This is a genomic window from Peribacillus sp. FW305-BF15, from assembly GCF_058783805.1.
This window is the reverse complement of record NZ_JBYSYV010000035.1, coordinates 25,835-42,385: the sequence shown is the minus strand read 5'-3', so window position 1 is coordinate 42,385 and position 16,551 is coordinate 25,835. Positions and strand designations below refer to the sequence as shown.

Here is a 16,551-nt window from a genome sequence, read left to right as displayed (position 1 = left end):
GTTAGACTCTATTTTTGAGTTTAGATTTTCGTAGTAGATGGTGGCGGCGAGGAGCGCCGCCATAGGAGTTTCTTATGGAACAAAACGGGTTCAGCTTTTAAAAAAATAGGGCTCCTCAGTGAGATATGGGTAAGACACCACACTAACTCAAAACCCTATGAGGAACCCTAATATGAAGTTTAAAATGCAAGATAAACAAAATCAACTAAACGATGGAATTTCCATTGGAGTGGATATTGCCCAACAATTACATGTGCTAGATCAGTGAATTCCCGTGGAATTGTAATCGTAGACCCATTTGCATTTGAAAATAATGAAGATGGATTTGTTGTTTTAATAAAATGGATGGAGGCAGCCATTGTGGGAGTGGAGCCTATAGTCATCACACACTAAGGTTATTGTATGTCTAACTCTTTGACAGTTTCGCCTTCAATTAACACTGGCTGATAATAGGTTTCGTTTGGTAAATCCTTCTTTCCTTGTAATTTCTTAATGACCCAATCAGCTGCATCATGTCCCATTTGTTCTTGTGGGTGTGTTAATGTCGTTAGTTTGATATTGGCATTTTTCGCAATATAGGAATTGTCCTGGCCAATAATTGATAATTGTTCGGGAATAGAAATATCGAGTTGTCTGCATACATTTACTACTTCCAACCCTACCTCGTCGTTATAACAAACAATTGCAGTCAACACGTCTCTATTTTCATTTAGGAACTCCTTCAAGTTCGTGTATAGGTCTAGCTTCGTTTCTGTAGTATACGAAAGCAATTGTTCTGGTTGAAAGCGTAATTTGGCTTCTCCAAGTGCTTTTATATACCCCTTCATTCGATACTTTCCTTGTAAGTCATCCATTTTAGCAATGAGTCCGATTTGGGTGTGTCCTTTCGAAATCAATTCTTTTGTTGCGAGGTAGCTTGACTGCACATCATCCAGGCAAAAGAAAGGAACCTCTAATTCTTCATAATAAGCGTTGATCATGATGAATGGAACCTCTTGTTCCTTAAATGATAGGTAGTAACCGATGTTGGGATTGTATAGATTGCTTTTGGTAGGTTCAATGATCATACCATCCACGCCAAATGACAACATCATTTCCAAGGCTTTTTTTTCTTGTTCGACATCATTATTTGTACTGGCTAATAGTAACGAATAATTATCTTCATTCAATCTTCTTTCAATTCCGCGGATAATAGAAGGGAAAATGTAATCAGAAATGTAGGTCGTGATTACACCAATCGTTTTATTTTTGGAGTTGCCACCAGATTTTGATTGATATTGGTTACTAACATATGTGCCAGATCCTTTTTCACTTCTCAAGAATCCCTCGTTTGATAATTCTAAAATGGACTTTCGTACAGTGTGTCTGCTAACGTTGTACATTTCTTGCATGACGGATTCAGTAGGAATTTGTTCCCCTACACTATATTCACCTGTAAGGATTTTATTTTTTAAATCATCAATGATTACCTGATACTTTGGTTTCATTAAACCTCACTTCTTCCATAGTTGTTTGCATTCTAATTTATGCGCTTAAAATATTTGTGCGGACATATTTTACCATAATTTTTGAATAAATTAAAACAAATCATCTTATTTTTTGTATAAAGTTATAAATTCACCCTATTTACCTTTAGGTTTCATGTCGTATAACTTCCCTTAATACAAATTCATGGCTTTAAGGTGAGGATGGAGTATTTCGTCTGAAAGTTGTAAGTATAAATAATATAAAACGTTGACAAATGTACGTACAAAAAATATAATATGGTTGTTAATAAATTTAAGCGCCTCCTTTTATTGAAAGCGCTGACAGAAGGGGGATTAACGTGCAAACGAATATATTAAAAATTAAACAAGCGATTACCGGGGGAGAAACTTCACTTGGAATCGAATTTGGATCCACACGTATTAAAGCGGTGTTGATTGATAATCATCATGAAACTATCGCATCTGGAAGTTATGAGTGGGAAAATTTCTTGGAAGATGGAATTTGGACGTACAACTTAGTGGATATTATCACTGGTTTGCAAACAGCTTATAGTGAAATGAAGCAAGAAGTTGAACGGAATTATGGAATTACCATTCGGAAAATAGGTTCTATTGGATTTTCCGCAATGATGCACGGGTACATGGCTTTTGACAGTACAGGGGAGCTACTTGTTCCGTTTCGAACTTGGCGTAACTCAACAACAGGAGTTGCCGCAAAAGAACTAACTGATCAATTTCAATTTAATATCCCTGAACGATGGAGTATTGCTCACCTTTATCAAGCGATATTAAATGAAGAGAAACATTTGCCTCGCATTGATTGTATTACGACTTTGGCTGGATACATTCACTGGTTATTGACTGGAAATAAAGCAATTGGCATTGGAGATGCTTCAGGCATGTTCCCCATTGATGAATCAACGCAAGATTACAATGAATCAATGGTCAAGCAGTTTGACGAATTAATTGCAACGAAAGGTTATCCTTGGAAGCTAAAAGAGATTCTTCCTAAAGTCTACATTTCAGGCGAGCAAGCGGGTGAATTAACCGAAATTGGAGCGAAAATCCTCGATAGATCAAGAAATTTACAACCAGGCACTCCAATTTGTCCACCGGAAGGCGATGCTGGGACTGGAATGGTTGCTACGAATAGTGTGAGGAAACGTACCGGGAACATCTCGGTAGGAACTTCCGTTTTTGCGATGATTGTACTAGAGAAAGAACTTTCAAAAGTATATCCAGAAATTGATCTGGTAACTACACCAAATGGAAGTCCCGTTGGAATGGTTCACGCGAATAACTGTTCAAGTGATCTCAATGCTTGGCTGGGATTGTTCCGTGAATTTTCTGAGGCAATGGGACAAAAGGTTGATATAAATAAATTATTTGAAGTAATGTTGAATAAAGCTTTGGAAGCGGATCCAGATGGTGGCGGTTTGCTTAGCTACGGTTATTTCTCAGGTGAAAATATCACAGGATTGGAAAAAGGGCGACCATTATTTGTTCGCTCGCCTGAGAGTCAATTCAATTTAGCAAACTTCATGCGGACTCACCTTTTTACTGCTTTCGGTGCATTGAAAATCGGAATGGGTATTTTGACAAAAGAAGAAAATGTTGCAATTGATCGTATTTTGGCTCACGGTGGTTTATTTAAAACCCCTCTTGTTGGACAAAAAATTGTTGCGGCTGCAATGAATGCTCCAGTATCAGTTATGTCAACAGCAGGAGAAGGCGGCGCGTGGGGAATGGCGATTCTTGCATCTTACATGATGAATAAAGAACAAAAAGAAAGTTTAGAAGACTTCCTCGACAAAAAAGTATTCGTAGAGGTTGATGGGCAAGAAATTTATCCTGATCAAGTAGATGTTAAAGGATTTGAAGCATTTATTGAAAGATACAGGAAGGGTTTAGTGATTGAGCAGGCCGCTGTAGACAATTTGATGTTATGAGTGGAAAACTGGAGGGATTGACGTGTTAGAACAACTGAAAGAAGAGGTATATCAAGCAAATTTGGACTTGCCTAAATATGGACTCGTGAAATATACATGGGGAAATGCGAGTGCCATCGATCGTGAAAGCGGTTTATTTGTTATCAAGCCTAGTGGCGTTGATTACGAAACGATGAAAGCCAGCGATATGGTTGTTGTTGATTTAGATGGCAATGTTGTTGAAGGAGAGTTGAGGCCTTCATCAGATACAGCTACTCACGCTGTACTTTATAAATATTACCAAGAAATCGGCGGCATTGTGCATACTCATTCAACTTGGGCGACAATCTGGGCTCAAGCAGGCCTTGATGTTCCAGCGATGGGCACCACTCATGCAGACACATTTTATGGATCCATCCCATGTGCCCGCTACCTAACACAAGAGGAGATTGATCGTGGGTACGAAGTGGAGACTGGGAAGTTAATCATCGAGACATTTGAAGAGCGCGGGATAGACATTTTAGCCGTTCCTGGTATCTTACTTCATGGTCATGGTCCCTTTACTTGGGGAAAAGATGCAAAATCCGCCGTAATGAATAGTGTGGTGTTGGATGAAGTTTCGAAAATGAATTTATTTACACGGGAATTAAATCATTTTGCAAAAGAATTACCACAAAATATTTTGGATAAACACTATTTACGAAAACATGGAAAATATGCTTATTACGGTCAAAAGTAAGATCAACTCTATCGAATTATCAACCTATTAAATAAAGAAAAGAGGCTTATTATGTTAACAACAGGAAAAAAGGAATTTTGGTTTGTCGTAGGATCACAACATCTATATGGGGAAGAAGCGTTAGCAGAGGTCAAGGCGAATGCACAAACGATAGCCGATGCTTTAAATGAAAGCGGTATATTACCCTATCCACTTGTATTGCAAGATTTAGCTGTTAGTGCAGATAAAATCACAAGCATCATGAAAGAAGTCAACTATCGTGACGAAGTTGCCGGTGTCATCACTTGGATGCATACTTTCTCACCTGCAAAAATGTGGATTCGTGGAACAAAATTATTACAAAAACCATTGCTTCATTTAGCAACACAATTCAATGAAAGTATTCCTTGGGCAACGATTGATATGGACTTTATGAACCTGAACCAATCCGCTCATGGTGACCGTGAATATGGTTTTATCAATGCCCGATTGAAAAAACAAAATAAAGTTGTTGTAGGTTATTGGGAGCGTCCTGAAGTGCGGCAGCAAATTGCACAATGGATGGACGTAGCGGTTGCTTATAACGAAAGCTTCAACATTAAGGTCGCCCGCTTTGGTGACAACATGCGTAACGTTGGAGTAACCGAAGGGGATAAGGTTGAAGCGCAAATCCAATTTGGGTGGACAGTTGACTATTTTGGAATCGGAGACCTTGTTCAATATGTAAATGCGGTTACTGATGAAGAAATTGATGCTTTATTTGCAGTATACGAAGGCCATTATGAATTTGATTATGGTACCTACAGTAAGGAAAATTGGGAGAAAAGCGTAAAGGTACAGGCAAGCTATGAAATTGCGATTAAACGGTTCCTTGATGATGGTGGTTACACGGCCTTCACAACGAATTTCGAAGATTTATATGGGATGAAACAACTTCCTGGTCTTGCCGTCCAACGTTTGATGGCACAAGGATATGGCTTTGCGGGTGAAGGGGATTGGAAGACGGCAGCACTTGATCGCTTACTGAAAGTGATGAGCCATAACCAATCAACTGGATTTATGGAAGATTACACATATGAATTAGCTGCTGGACAAGAATCAATCCTTCAATCACATATGCTCGAAGTCGACCCATCTTTAGCAAGTAACAAACCAAAAATTGTCGTATCTCCATTAGGTATAGGTGATCGTGAAGATCCAGCACGTTTAGTATTCGACGGCAAAGCAGGAGACGGTGTCGTTGTTTCCATGGCAGACTTTGGTACAAACTATAAACTTTTGATTAATGAAGTTTCTGCATTCGAGCCAACAGTTCCAGCACCAAACCTGCCAGTTGCCCGTGTACTTTGGGAAGTGAAGCCAAACTTCCAAGATGGTGTGAAAGCTTGGCTTGAGAATGGTGGCGGTCACCATACAGTTGTTTCATTGAATTTAACAACAGACCAAATCATAACCTATGCCAAACTTGTTGGCTTGGAATACGTAGTTATTAAGTAATGTCTCTCCCTCCAAGGAGGCTCCGCTTCCTTGGAGGGAAAAAATAGGTGATCCAGAAGTTGAAGAACGGAAATAGTGACCATTAGTATGATTCCTTTATTTTCGTAAGCGTTTTCGTGGTTTTTAGGGAAAAGATGAAAGCGTTTTAATAGACAATGACGACACGGAATTCATCCTAACAAATAACTTTTACGACGGAAACTGGCATGTATTTGTGGTTGAAAACACTATTATTATTTCTCAAAAAGCAATCAATATTTTAGTAGTGGGATTAAATATAATTTTAAAACCTTTAGGGGGAACTTAAATGGTTAATGAAAAGAAAATCTCAAGTGGATTCATTTATTTTTTTGGGGCTTTTGGAGGCATTCTCTTCGGTTATGATATCGGCGTTATGACGGGTGCTTTGCCTTTTCTGCAACATGATTGGAACCTTCAAAACAACCCAGGTGCCATTGGCTGGATTACCTCTTCGTTGATGTTTGGAGCTATTTTTGGAGGTGCCATGGCCGGACAACTTTCCGATCGTTTAGGACGGCGCAAAATGATTTTAATATCTTCTATCATTTTTGCTGTTGGATCCATTTTGGCAGGAATATCCCCTCATAACGGAATCCTTTTTATGATTGTTGCCAGGATTTTATTAGGCTTGGCTGTTGGAGCTGCTTCTGCGTTGGTCCCAGCCTATATGTCGGAAATGGCGCCTGCACGTTTACGTGGACGTCTGTCAGGAATTAACCAAACAATGATTGTCTCTGGAATGTTGCTTTCATACATTGTCGCTTATTTATTGAAAGACTTACCAGGGACAATGGCATGGCGGTTGATGCTTAGTTTGGCTGCCGTACCTGCTTTGATCTTATTTATTGGAGTGTCCAGGTTACCCGAATCACCACGTTTTTTAATTAAGAACAATAAAATGGATGAAGCTCGTAGGGTGTTGGGCTATATTCGCGCCGACAAAGAACAAATTGATTCTGAAATAACACAAATACAAGAAACTGTTAAAGAGGAAGAAAAGGTAAATCAAAAAGCATCATGGGGTACCCTTTTAAGTAATAAATACCGTTATTTAGTAATGGCTGGTGTGGGTGTTGCTGCGTTTCAACAGTTCCAGGGAGCAAACGCAATTTTTTATTACATTCCTATGATTGTGGAAAAAGCAACAGGGCATGAAGCCAGCTCAGTATTGCTGTGGCCAATTATTCAAGGGGTTATTCTCGTACTAGGTTCATTAATATTCCTAATGATTGCTGATAAATTTAATCGCCGTACTTTATTAACAATCGGCGGAACGATTATGGGGCTATCCTTTATTTTGCCGGCAATATTGAATGTATTAATTCCTAATGCAAATCCGATGATGATGGTTGTTTTCTTAAGTATCTATGTAGCTCTTTATTCATTCACTTGGGCTCCATTAACTTGGGTCATAGTTGGAGAAATTTTCCCGCTGGTAATTCGCGGGCGGGCGTCAGGAGTGGCTTCATCATTTAACTGGATTGGTTCTTTCTTGGTTGGCCTGCTATTTCCGATCATGACCGCTTCGATGTCTCAAGAAGCTGTTTTTTCAATCTTCGGTGCTATTTGTTTACTTGGTGTTTTATTTATTCGGACATGCGTTCCCGAAACTCGAGGTCATACTTTGGAGGAAATTGAAAAAATTGGGGAAAGTAGACAAGCTAAGGGGAAAAGTGCTTAAATTAGACCTATTAAGGTTTGGAGCGGAATTAAAAGAGGCTATACCAGAATAGAAGAGATTTTAAATCAGGGGGCAATAAGGAAAATACTTCATCAATAATATGTTGATTTACTCATATGATTCCTTTTCTTAGGCCCGAGGTTGCTACTTCGGGCTTTACAATTATTAAAAATGTTAGCTGAACTTTTTATGCAATTTATGGTGTTTTAGCTTTTATTTATATGAAGGAATTTAATAGGGAAGGAGCCGATAAAAATGAAAGTAGCACAAAGCTCGTTTGGAAATGATGTCTTGCTGTTTACGATAGAAAATGATCATGGAGTAAGAATGGAAGTTACGAACTTTGGTGCAAGAATCGTCAATCTGTTCGTCCTAACGGAATCGGGTCGTAATAATATCGTATTGGGATTTGACTCGATTGAGGATTACAAAAAAGAAACGTATTATGGAGCAACAATAGGAAGAGTCGCTGGAAGAATAAAAAATGGCGAATTTTCAATTGGTGAATCACGTTATCAAACGTCTGTAAATCAATTAGGGAATACATTACACGGTGGCAGCCCTGGATTCGATGAAAAAATCTGGGGTTATGAAGTGAAGGAGACGGATGAAAGTGCTTCGATCATCTTTTCAACCGACTCACCTGATGGCGAGAATGGTTTTCCGGGGAATTTGAAAGTAAGTGTGACTTACACATTGGACAACTTAAATATTTGGTCAGTGAGCTATCAAGCAAAAAGTGATAAAGACACCGTTTTTAATCCGACCAATCACGTCTATTTTAACTTAACAGGGCATCCCAGCCATCCAATCGATGATCATTTCTTACAAATCTCTTCTCAAGAATTTGCACCAGTAAATGAAGATAGCACGGTAACTGGGGAAAAGCGAAGCACAATTGGCACGCCTTATGATTTTCGAACCCCGAAGAAATTAAAATCAACCTTTGAAGCCATTGACGCAGAAGTTAAAAAGGTTCAAGGGATCGATCATCCATTCTTCCTTACGTGCCCAGGACTTCATCAAACTGCAGCCAAATTAATTAGTCCTGACCAGAAAATAACAGTCGAGGTATACACAGAAGAGCCTGCGGTTGTCATTTACACGGCAAACTTTGTGAAAGATGTGCCACTTATGCACGGAGAAAAATTAATTCAACACGGCGGAATAACGTTTGAAACCCAAGCTGCTCCAGGGGCGATTGAGTTTAAAGATTTTGGGGATATTCTTCTTTTAGCAGGCCAAAATTATACTTCCCAAACAAAATACAAAATTGAGGTCAGTACCCACTCAGCTGAAGGTTCCAGTTAGTGTTAAAGAGTGGAATTGGCTGATTTCATTTCAATAATTTTACATAGATTCGGCTGCTAGTTGGGATCAACATCCGTGACTGTAAGAACGATCGAGCAAAGCTCGTGGCATGTAACAGGTAGGATTCCCGCGGAATAAGAGTTAGCCATTCACTCGAACTGAGTTTTCAAGGATAGAGGATAACTTATATCTTTAAGCGTAAACAGTTAGATGGTGGGCTGTAAAACTAAGGTTAAAGATAAGCACCCATTTAAACAGCACATATTCTATACGTAGCACCCCCTGATACTATCCTTGTATCAAAGGAGGTGCTTTTCCTATGCCTTAACAAAAATTAACGATTGTCCCCAACAAATCATTCACTCGATTGTTTTGTACGAAACAAGGCAGAATTGTACAAGAATGGAATGGCATCACGAAAAATATTCAGGCAGTTATTGTCGTAAGCGATATGCCTTTATTAGACACCACCTAATTTAAGGTTGAGAGGATTAAATTGAATATACCAAATTAATGTCAGAACTTCGATGTATTTAATAAGCTCAAGGATTTGTAACTAGTGAAAATAATAAAATGTAAGGAGTCGCAAATATATCACAGTACGAGGAGGCTATCCAAACCGGATGGTTACTATTACAAAAAGCAAGAAATTTACTCTTAATTACTACCTTTCGAAAACATGAGCAATATTTTGGTTATTTTGTATTTTATACTCATTTTATGTATGCATTTGTAATAATAATGTAAAATTAGGTAAATGTGTGTGTCACTTAAAGGTGATAAAATGATAAAAAAGAGATTTAATCGGGGGAGAAAATGAAAAAAATCATAGCATCTTTTGTTGTTTCTGGATTGTTACTATCAAATCCGATGGTTGGTAATGCTGCATTGGGCGATCGTACATTAAAAAGTGGAATGACTCATACAGAAGTAAAACAATTACAAGAGGTACTAAAGAAAAAACAATATTTTAAGAGTAATAATACAACTAAATATTTTGGGACCGTTACTAAAAGTGCAGTCGTAAAGTTCCAAAAAAGTAAAGGTTTAAAAGCTGATGGTATTGTCGGTCCGAATACATATAAAGCTTTGGGAGTAAAAAAGAAGACCTCCAACGTAGCTAATGTAAATAAAACAAGCAATAAATCTGCTGCGATAGTGAAGGAAGCAAAGAAACATTTGAATGTACGGTATGTATGGGGTGGAACTACACCAAAAGGTTTTGATTGCAGCGGATTCCTAAAATACGCTTTTGATAAAGGCGCAAATGTCACATTACCAAGAACGGTATCGGAAATTTATAAAAAGGGGACAAAGGTGTCCAAACCACAAGTAGGAGATGTGGTCTTTTATGAAACCTATAAACCTGGTGCCTCACATGCTGGTATTTATATAGGCGGCAATCAATTCATACACAGCTCCTCATCAAACGGTGTAAGCATTTCCTCAATGGATAATAGTTATTGGAAGAAAAGATATGTAGGAGCAAAAAGAATGTAATAGAGAAAGTTGCCAGTTCTTTTTGAAGAGACTGGCTTTTCTAATTCTAACAATAGGTTAGGATACTAAGAAGTCCTATAGATGGTAGAATCGGTATTGATACATAAAATTTTTTTAAAATACAATTTTAGCTTTTATTGCTCCGGAAACACTTGGGTATAATGGATACTCTATATACCACATATAATTTCTTTAATTCTCACATAAGACAGTCGAGGAAGTTTATAAAACCATGAAAAGTTTTCCCAGGAGGTACAGAGGGTAGCCTCGCAGGACTTAGCTAAAGTTGGACTCATTATCGTAGCGTTCACCATTAAAGGTGTTTGGGATTTTTATATACCTTATGTACACGATATATTAATTGTGTACATAAGGTATTTTATCTTTTAAGAGAAAGAATGAATAGGTGTACAAGTTTAAGAGGTGTTTACTTTACAAGAAATATCTAATGCAGCCAATTATGTTCGATAAAGGTGTTATCGTATGATTTATCATAGAATCTATCATCGGCAACAACGACGCCATTCCCACCGTTGCACAAGCGCCATTTGGCGGCATGAAAGAAGGCGGCCATCAAGGCCTTGAAGAATATTTAGAAGGAAAAATATATATCGATGGATTTTTAAAATAGGGCAAGATAGGCTTAAGGTGAAGTCGAATCCTTAAGCCTTTCCTTATTTACCTCATAAAAAGTCTTAATTCAACACACGCTCCCCATTGATTAACAAACTTCAGTTACAGAACCTATGGCCAGGAGGAAATATCAATCTACTATCTCTACATTTCTAGAGTATTTAAAGACAAGGCATGTTCTTTCAATTTTATTTCATCAAACAAATCCCTAAATATTTTAAAATTCATGAGATAATCATATACTGAAATAGAAAATGTAAAACTTTATTTAAATAATATAAAGAGCCTAACTTTCTCTTTAAGGAAAAGTTAGGCTTTTTTCATTTTATGTTTGGATCCGTCCTTGGCCCCAAACCCTCATTAGAAAGCAAAGCAAGTACAACCGATACCCCACTTAGTTCCATCATTTCCTATTACGGTATGAGTGTGTTGATGGAGAGGGTTACTGCAACTATGTTTGTGATCATGGGCATCGTGAGAAAGTATACTGTCGGCTAGGTTAGCACCACCATAACCATAAACTCCCGTCGGTGACCAATCAGGTGATGCTGGCGGCAATTCAGGTGATAAATTTTTAAATTCATCATTTCCATAAACAACCTGCCCACCCATAATGGTGAGAATTGATTCAAGGTCTTTGATTTCTTCTTCTGGCACAGTAAAGTAGTCAGCAGACAATACAGCAATATCAGCAAACTGACCTACTGCAAGGGTACCCTTTTTATCTTCATCACCGGAGAACCACGCACTTCCTTTGGAATATAGTTCCAGAGCTACTTTTCTGTCAAGTTTATTCTTTTCATCGTATATCGAAAGACCACCAATGGTTTTTCCTGCAACCATCCAGTAAAGAGCAACCCAAGGGTTATAGCTAGAAACCCTAGTTGCATCACTACCGGCGCCAACAGGTATACCCAGGTCTAGCATACGATAAATCGGAGGAGTATGCTTTGCGGCTTCCTTTCCGTATAAATCAACAAAGTATTCACCTTGGAAAGCCATGCGGTCTTGGATGGCAATACCGCCATTTAAAGCCTTAACACGTTCCATACTACGATCTGAGATTGTTTCTGCATGGTCAAACCACCAGCGTAGACCATTAAATGGAATTTCTCTGTTGACTTCCTCAAAAACATTTAAGAAACGTGTTATTGACTCGTCATAAGTTGCATGTAAACGGAATGGCCAACGGTTTTCCACCAATAGAGAAATTACTTTCTTTAAGTCAGCTTCCATCATCGTAGCTAGGTCGGGCCGGGGCATTTGAAATTTTTCAAAATCGGCTGCCGAGAATACTAACATTTCTCCGGCACCATTCATTTTATACTTATCATTTCCTTGACCAGGAGAAACAATTTTTGCCCATGAAGCAAAGTCTTCATATTCATGATCTGGATTTTGCGTAAATAGATTATAAGCAATACGCAAAGTTAATTGATCCTTCTCGGCTAAATGTTCAACAACTTTGTAATCATCAGGATAATTTTGGAATCCGCCACCTGCGTCAATGGCACTTGTGATACCTAATCTATTTAATTCGCGCATAAAATGGCGAGTTGAGTTAATCTGGTCGTCAATATTAAGAACTGGAGCTCTGCCTAAACTTGAATATAGAATAGAAGCGTTAGGATTGGCAATTAAAAGACCCGTTGGATTACCTCGTTTATCCCGCTGAATTAAACAGCCAGGGGGGTCTGGGGTATCTTTTGTATATCCCAGTGCACGCAGCCCTGCTCGATTTACAAGTGCTCTATCATAAAGATGTAGCACAAAGACAGGCGTGTCTTCAGAAACAGCATTAATCTCTTCCAAAGTTGGCATCCGTCTTTCTTTAAACTGAAATTCAGACCAACCTCCAACTACTCTTACCCACTGAGGAGCAGGTGTACGCCTTGCCTGCTCTCTAAGCATTTCCAGAGCAATAGCAAGTGATGGCACACCTTCCCAGCGCAATTCCATATTATAATGAAGACCGCCACGAATAACGTGTATATGAGAGTCATTCAAGCCCGGAATAGCTCTCTTTCTTTTAAGGTCTATTTTTTTGGTTTTTTCTGTGGCACTTTCAAGAAGCTCATCTCCACCTACTGCAGTGATTAAACCATCAGTTATGGCGATAGCCGATACCTCAGGTTGAGATGGGTCAAGGGTAGTGATTTTTCCGTTATATAAGATCATATCCGGTAAATTCATGTTCACACCTCGTCTACTTCCTATTATTCTGTAACCATGGATGAAATATTTTACCGAGAACGGGCATTACTACCCATGAAAGCAAAGACACTATACATACCGAAACAAAAAAAGTTGACATAATATGATTCATATTTTTTATAACAGGTCCTACCACTATAGGAACCAACATGCTAAGAGGCCATACACCAAGAACGGTAACAATGGACATTTTCCATTTTGGCGGCGGAACTGGCGTTTTCGGAGTAACAAACCAATATGCCAAACTGCTTTCAGTTTTGTAAGTTGGATTAGTAGCTTGAAATGGTTCTGCCTTTTTTGACAAATCTCGACGAATATCTGATTCTTGCCAAGCACGAAGATGATCATACGTATTAAAGCGAAAAACAACAGTATACTCTCTGGATCCGTTATTGGGGACTATTAGATTTACGCCTAAATGCCCTGGAAATTTAGTAGCGGCAGCTTCAATTTCATGTCTCCACATTTCAAACTGTTTTTCTCTACCTTCTTGAATTTCCCATGTAACAATCGTTGTAACTGGACCACCGGCATCCATAGAGTTCCCTGTTTGAGTTTCTCCGACAGTTACTTTTTCTTGATTCATATTTTCCTGCTTGGAGGCGCGCCATGTACCATAGTATATGCGTATTCCACGCCTTGACCATAAGCGCCAGTGTGTTCTTTTACAATTTCCATAACAGCATCATAAGTGTCTTTGCGTGCCCAGTCACGTTGGTATTCAAGTAAAACTTGAATTGCTGTCACTGGAATTGCTCCAGCTTGTTCTACACGACGCATAGCAGCGTTATGTGCTGTCAAACTTGTGCCACCTGAAGCATCATCAACTGCATAAACTTCATAGCCAGCTTTAATTGCTTCAAGCACAGGGAATGCAAGACAAACTTCAGTCCAAAGTGCTGCAAATATCAATTTCTTTCTACCTGTTGCTTTAACTGCCTCAACAAATTTTGAATCTTCCCAAGAGTTCATTGAACTACGTTCTATAATTTCATGGTTTGGGAATATGTCAAGGATTTGTGGCCAAAAATAACCAGAAAAGCTTTGTGTTTCAACTGTAGTAAGAATAGTAGGTACATTAAAAGCTTTTGCTGATTTAGAAAGCAGCATAACGTTATTCATTAATGTTTGTCTGTCAATGCTTGCAACTCCAAAAGTCATTTGAGGCTGAAAATCGATCAAAATTAATGCACTGTTCTCCGGAGTTAACAATTCTAAATTACTCATAATAAAACACTCCTTTTTTAAAATTGTTTCATCTAAAAGGCAATTATTAGTTTCAGCTGTAATCGAAAAAATAAAAGCCTTGCTATACTTCTAATTTAAAAAGGAGCGCTGATTAAATCAGCGCTAAATTTATACGATCCACTTTTAAAAAAAGTGATTGATTTATAGCTAGTTCTTAGGAATAAATTTATGCATTTTGTTTACTAAGATCTCGCTGAGCTCCCATATAGCTTCCAATTACATTTTGATAACCTGGAAGATTACTAGCAAGCAAATTGCCAAAACCTTCGACATCGTTGCGCCAATCGCGTTGTAGTTCGCAAGCTACGCTAAACCAGTTCATTAGTTGCACGCCACTATGTGCCATACGCGTATTGGCAGCTTCTGCAACTTGTTTACTGAAAGTTCCTGAAGCATCAGTAACAGCAAAAACTTCATACCCAGCTTTTATAGCGGAAAGTGCAGGGAAGGCAACGCATACATCTGTAACTACGCCCGCGATAATAAGTTGTTTTTTTCCAGTTTTTTCGATTGCTTTTACAAAATCGTCATTATCCCATGCGTTAATTTGTCCAGGACGAGCTATTTTTGGAGCGTTAGGAAAAAGGTCAACCAATTCCTGCATAAGTGGTCCATTAGGTCCGTTTTCAAAGCTTGTTGTTAAAATAACTGGTAAATCAAAAAACTTAGCAGTGCGAGCAAGAGCCAAAACATTGTTCTTAAATTCATCAACACCATAGTCACGAACAAGTCCAGCCATAAGGCCAGTTTGATGATCCACTAAAAGAACGACAGCTTCATCTTTATTAATACGAGAATAGAGATCAGACATTATGTATTCCTCCTAAATTAAAGTAATGAAGAAAGTTTAAACATTGGATTATTTACCATAAATTTCTTCATTTTCCGCAATCACTTTATAATTAAACTTATATTTATGCCAATAATTTTCTTGAAAATCAGAAAAAACGTCAGATTTATTTTTAAAAATGCTTACTTTACTTCTTTATCTAAAACAAGAGTTTTATCTATCCAAATTATAAATTGTTGTAAATAACGCTGAAGATAACGTTTTGTTTGTTCGTCAGTAAGCACTTTCTGATCGGAATCAATCTTTTCATGTACTTGAGAAATCAGTACTTTTTGAAATGGAAGAACATGAACTTGCATAGTTTCTAGTATTTCTCTGATTTGCATCTGAGCATAAACAGTACCTAACCCCCCAGGAGTTGCTCCGATTAGGCCAACCGGCTTTCTGCTAAGAACTGCGGATTCCCGGGGTCTTGATGCCCAGTCCAATGCATTCTTTAATACGCCTGGAATTCCAGAATTGTACTCTGGACTTACAATAATGATACCGTCAACGTCCTGGATAGCAGATTTAAATGATGTCACTGTTTCTGGAACACTTATTTCTAAGTCTTCATTAAACAAAGGTAGATTATTTATCTCGATCCAACGAAATTGATGGGAATCATCCATCTCTGTTAATGATTGAGCAATGATTCGATTATAAGAGTCTTTTCGTAAACTACCACAAATAAGGCCTATAGTTTTTGTCATATATTTCCTCCTTTGTTAAAATCACCTCATCATACCATGATATACCAACGTAAAAAAGTGGCTTTATGCCTAATGATCAAACTGTTTAATTTAATGAGGTGTTTAATACAAATAATCTAGGATGTAAGGGTTTCTCATTAGTTTTCTTATTATTGGTTTGTGTTTGCAAGCTATGGCAAATAGACTATGTCTATATTATTTCCTCTTCGAATAACCATATATTTCCAATGTACTATTAACTATAAAAAAATTGGAGGGAGTGCAGAAATGGAAGAAAAGACAAGGAAATTGGGATTCAATAAGCTTTGCGATCATTTCATTTATCCTCATTATTTCGATGTGGTGGCAATATTTCGATAACATGGAGAAGGAACTCAAAAAGTCTAGACAAACTTCCGGTCAAATTATTATTTACGGTCATCTGTTGATTTTAATGTCATTGAGTATGGTTGCACATCCATTAGACTATTATTTTACATGGGGTCCAATATTCTTTTATCCTATATTTTATTTTTGGATATGTATTGCTCTATTTTCGTCAACTACAATTATTTTTCATCAATACATGCTTGAACAACACCGTTTGAAAATTTATCATTTTGCTTGTTTTTAGGGATTTACCAGTCTTTTTTGTTATTAATTTGATTGTAGTAGTACCAAATATTATGATAATAGGACAATTAACCCTGTTTTTTATCATCTATGCTAAATTAACAACTACATAAATAAAAGCATCAAATAAACCAGTATCAATCTATAGTGCTGGTTTAT

The 16,551-nt window shown here is 37.8% G+C and carries 13 protein-coding genes and 2 pseudogenes; 9 read left to right on the top strand and 6 right to left on the bottom strand.

The window, feature by feature from the left end; all coding sequences use genetic code 11:
• Positions 1 to 172: 172 nt before the first annotated feature.
• A pseudogene (locus AC3WLU_RS24830) lies at positions 173 to 375 on the top strand (IS110 family RNA-guided transposase); the annotation flags it as partial.
• Between the two features lie 20 nt (positions 376 to 395).
• On the opposite strand, the gene AC3WLU_RS24825 reads toward AC3WLU_RS24830, so the two are convergent.
• Positions 396 to 1,487: a GntR family transcriptional regulator gene (locus AC3WLU_RS24825; protein ID WP_034307361.1), complete on the bottom strand. Its 1,092-nt coding sequence runs from the start codon at positions 1,485 to 1,487 to the stop codon at positions 396 to 398.
• A 338-nt stretch (positions 1,488 to 1,825) separates the two neighbouring features.
• Here AC3WLU_RS24825 and AC3WLU_RS24820 point away from each other — a divergent pair, with 338 nt between their 5' ends.
• The 7 genes and pseudogenes from AC3WLU_RS24820 to AC3WLU_RS24790 form a co-directional block, all read left to right on the top strand.
• Positions 1,826 to 3,436 (top strand): xylulokinase, encoded by a 1,611-nt coding sequence (locus AC3WLU_RS24820; RefSeq protein WP_427524674.1) that lies wholly within the window; start codon positions 1,826 to 1,828, stop codon positions 3,434 to 3,436.
• Positions 3,437 to 3,458: 22 nt separating this feature from the next.
• A complete protein-coding gene (locus tag AC3WLU_RS24815; RefSeq protein WP_095678918.1) occupies positions 3,459 to 4,154 on the top strand; it encodes an L-ribulose-5-phosphate 4-epimerase in 696 nt (231 codons plus the stop codon).
• Positions 4,155 to 4,205: 51 nt separating this feature from the next.
• On the top strand, positions 4,206 to 5,630 hold the full coding sequence (araA, locus tag AC3WLU_RS24810) for an L-arabinose isomerase (protein WP_492598096.1): 1,425 nt from the start codon (positions 4,206 to 4,208) through the stop codon (positions 5,628 to 5,630).
• 307 nt (positions 5,631 to 5,937) lie between these two features.
• A complete protein-coding gene (locus tag AC3WLU_RS24805; RefSeq protein ID WP_283928675.1) occupies positions 5,938 to 7,332 on the top strand; it encodes a sugar porter family MFS transporter in 1,395 nt (464 codons plus the stop codon).
• 255 nt (positions 7,333 to 7,587) lie between these two features.
• Positions 7,588 to 8,643: an aldose epimerase family protein gene (locus AC3WLU_RS24800; protein WP_492598095.1), complete on the top strand. Its 1,056-nt coding sequence runs from the start codon at positions 7,588 to 7,590 to the stop codon at positions 8,641 to 8,643.
• A gap of 816 nt (positions 8,644 to 9,459) precedes the next feature.
• Entirely contained in the window at positions 9,460 to 10,143 is a 684-nt protein-coding gene (locus tag AC3WLU_RS24795; RefSeq protein ID WP_492598094.1) for a C40 family peptidase, read from the top strand.
• Positions 10,144 to 10,351: 208 nt separating this feature from the next.
• Positions 10,352 to 10,473: pseudogene (locus AC3WLU_RS24790) on the top strand (hypothetical protein); the annotation flags it as partial.
• Between the two features lie 663 nt (positions 10,474 to 11,136).
• Here AC3WLU_RS24790 and AC3WLU_RS24785 read toward each other — a convergent pair.
• The 5 genes from AC3WLU_RS24785 to AC3WLU_RS24765 all read right to left on the bottom strand — a co-directional run bounded on the left by AC3WLU_RS24785 (position 11,137) and on the right by AC3WLU_RS24765 (position 15,780).
• Entirely contained in the window at positions 11,137 to 12,969 is a 1,833-nt protein-coding gene (locus AC3WLU_RS24785; protein ID WP_492598093.1) for an amidohydrolase, read from the bottom strand.
• Between the two features lie 13 nt (positions 12,970 to 12,982).
• Complete coding sequence (locus AC3WLU_RS24780) at positions 12,983 to 13,576, bottom strand: antibiotic biosynthesis monooxygenase (protein WP_492598092.1); 594 nt, start codon at positions 13,574 to 13,576, stop codon at positions 12,983 to 12,985.
• Positions 13,573 to 14,217 (bottom strand): hydrolase, encoded by a 645-nt coding sequence (locus AC3WLU_RS24775; protein ID WP_106027448.1) that lies wholly within the window; start codon positions 14,215 to 14,217, stop codon positions 13,573 to 13,575. The genes AC3WLU_RS24780 and AC3WLU_RS24775 overlap by 4 nt, the downstream gene beginning before the upstream one ends.
• A gap of 187 nt (positions 14,218 to 14,404) precedes the next feature.
• Complete coding sequence (gene ycaC, locus AC3WLU_RS24770; RefSeq protein ID WP_098186427.1) at positions 14,405 to 15,049, bottom strand: isochorismate family cysteine hydrolase YcaC; 645 nt, start codon at positions 15,047 to 15,049, stop codon at positions 14,405 to 14,407.
• 161 nt (positions 15,050 to 15,210) lie between these two features.
• Positions 15,211 to 15,780: an NADPH-dependent FMN reductase gene (locus AC3WLU_RS24765; protein ID WP_328144168.1), complete on the bottom strand. Its 570-nt coding sequence runs from the start codon at positions 15,778 to 15,780 to the stop codon at positions 15,211 to 15,213.
• A gap of 259 nt (positions 15,781 to 16,039) precedes the next feature.
• On the opposite strand from AC3WLU_RS24765, the gene AC3WLU_RS24760 reads away from it, so the two are divergent.
• Positions 16,040 to 16,393 (top strand): low temperature requirement protein A, encoded by a 354-nt coding sequence (locus AC3WLU_RS24760; protein ID WP_413001491.1) that lies wholly within the window; start codon positions 16,040 to 16,042, stop codon positions 16,391 to 16,393.
• Positions 16,394 to 16,551: the final 158 nt, after the last annotated feature.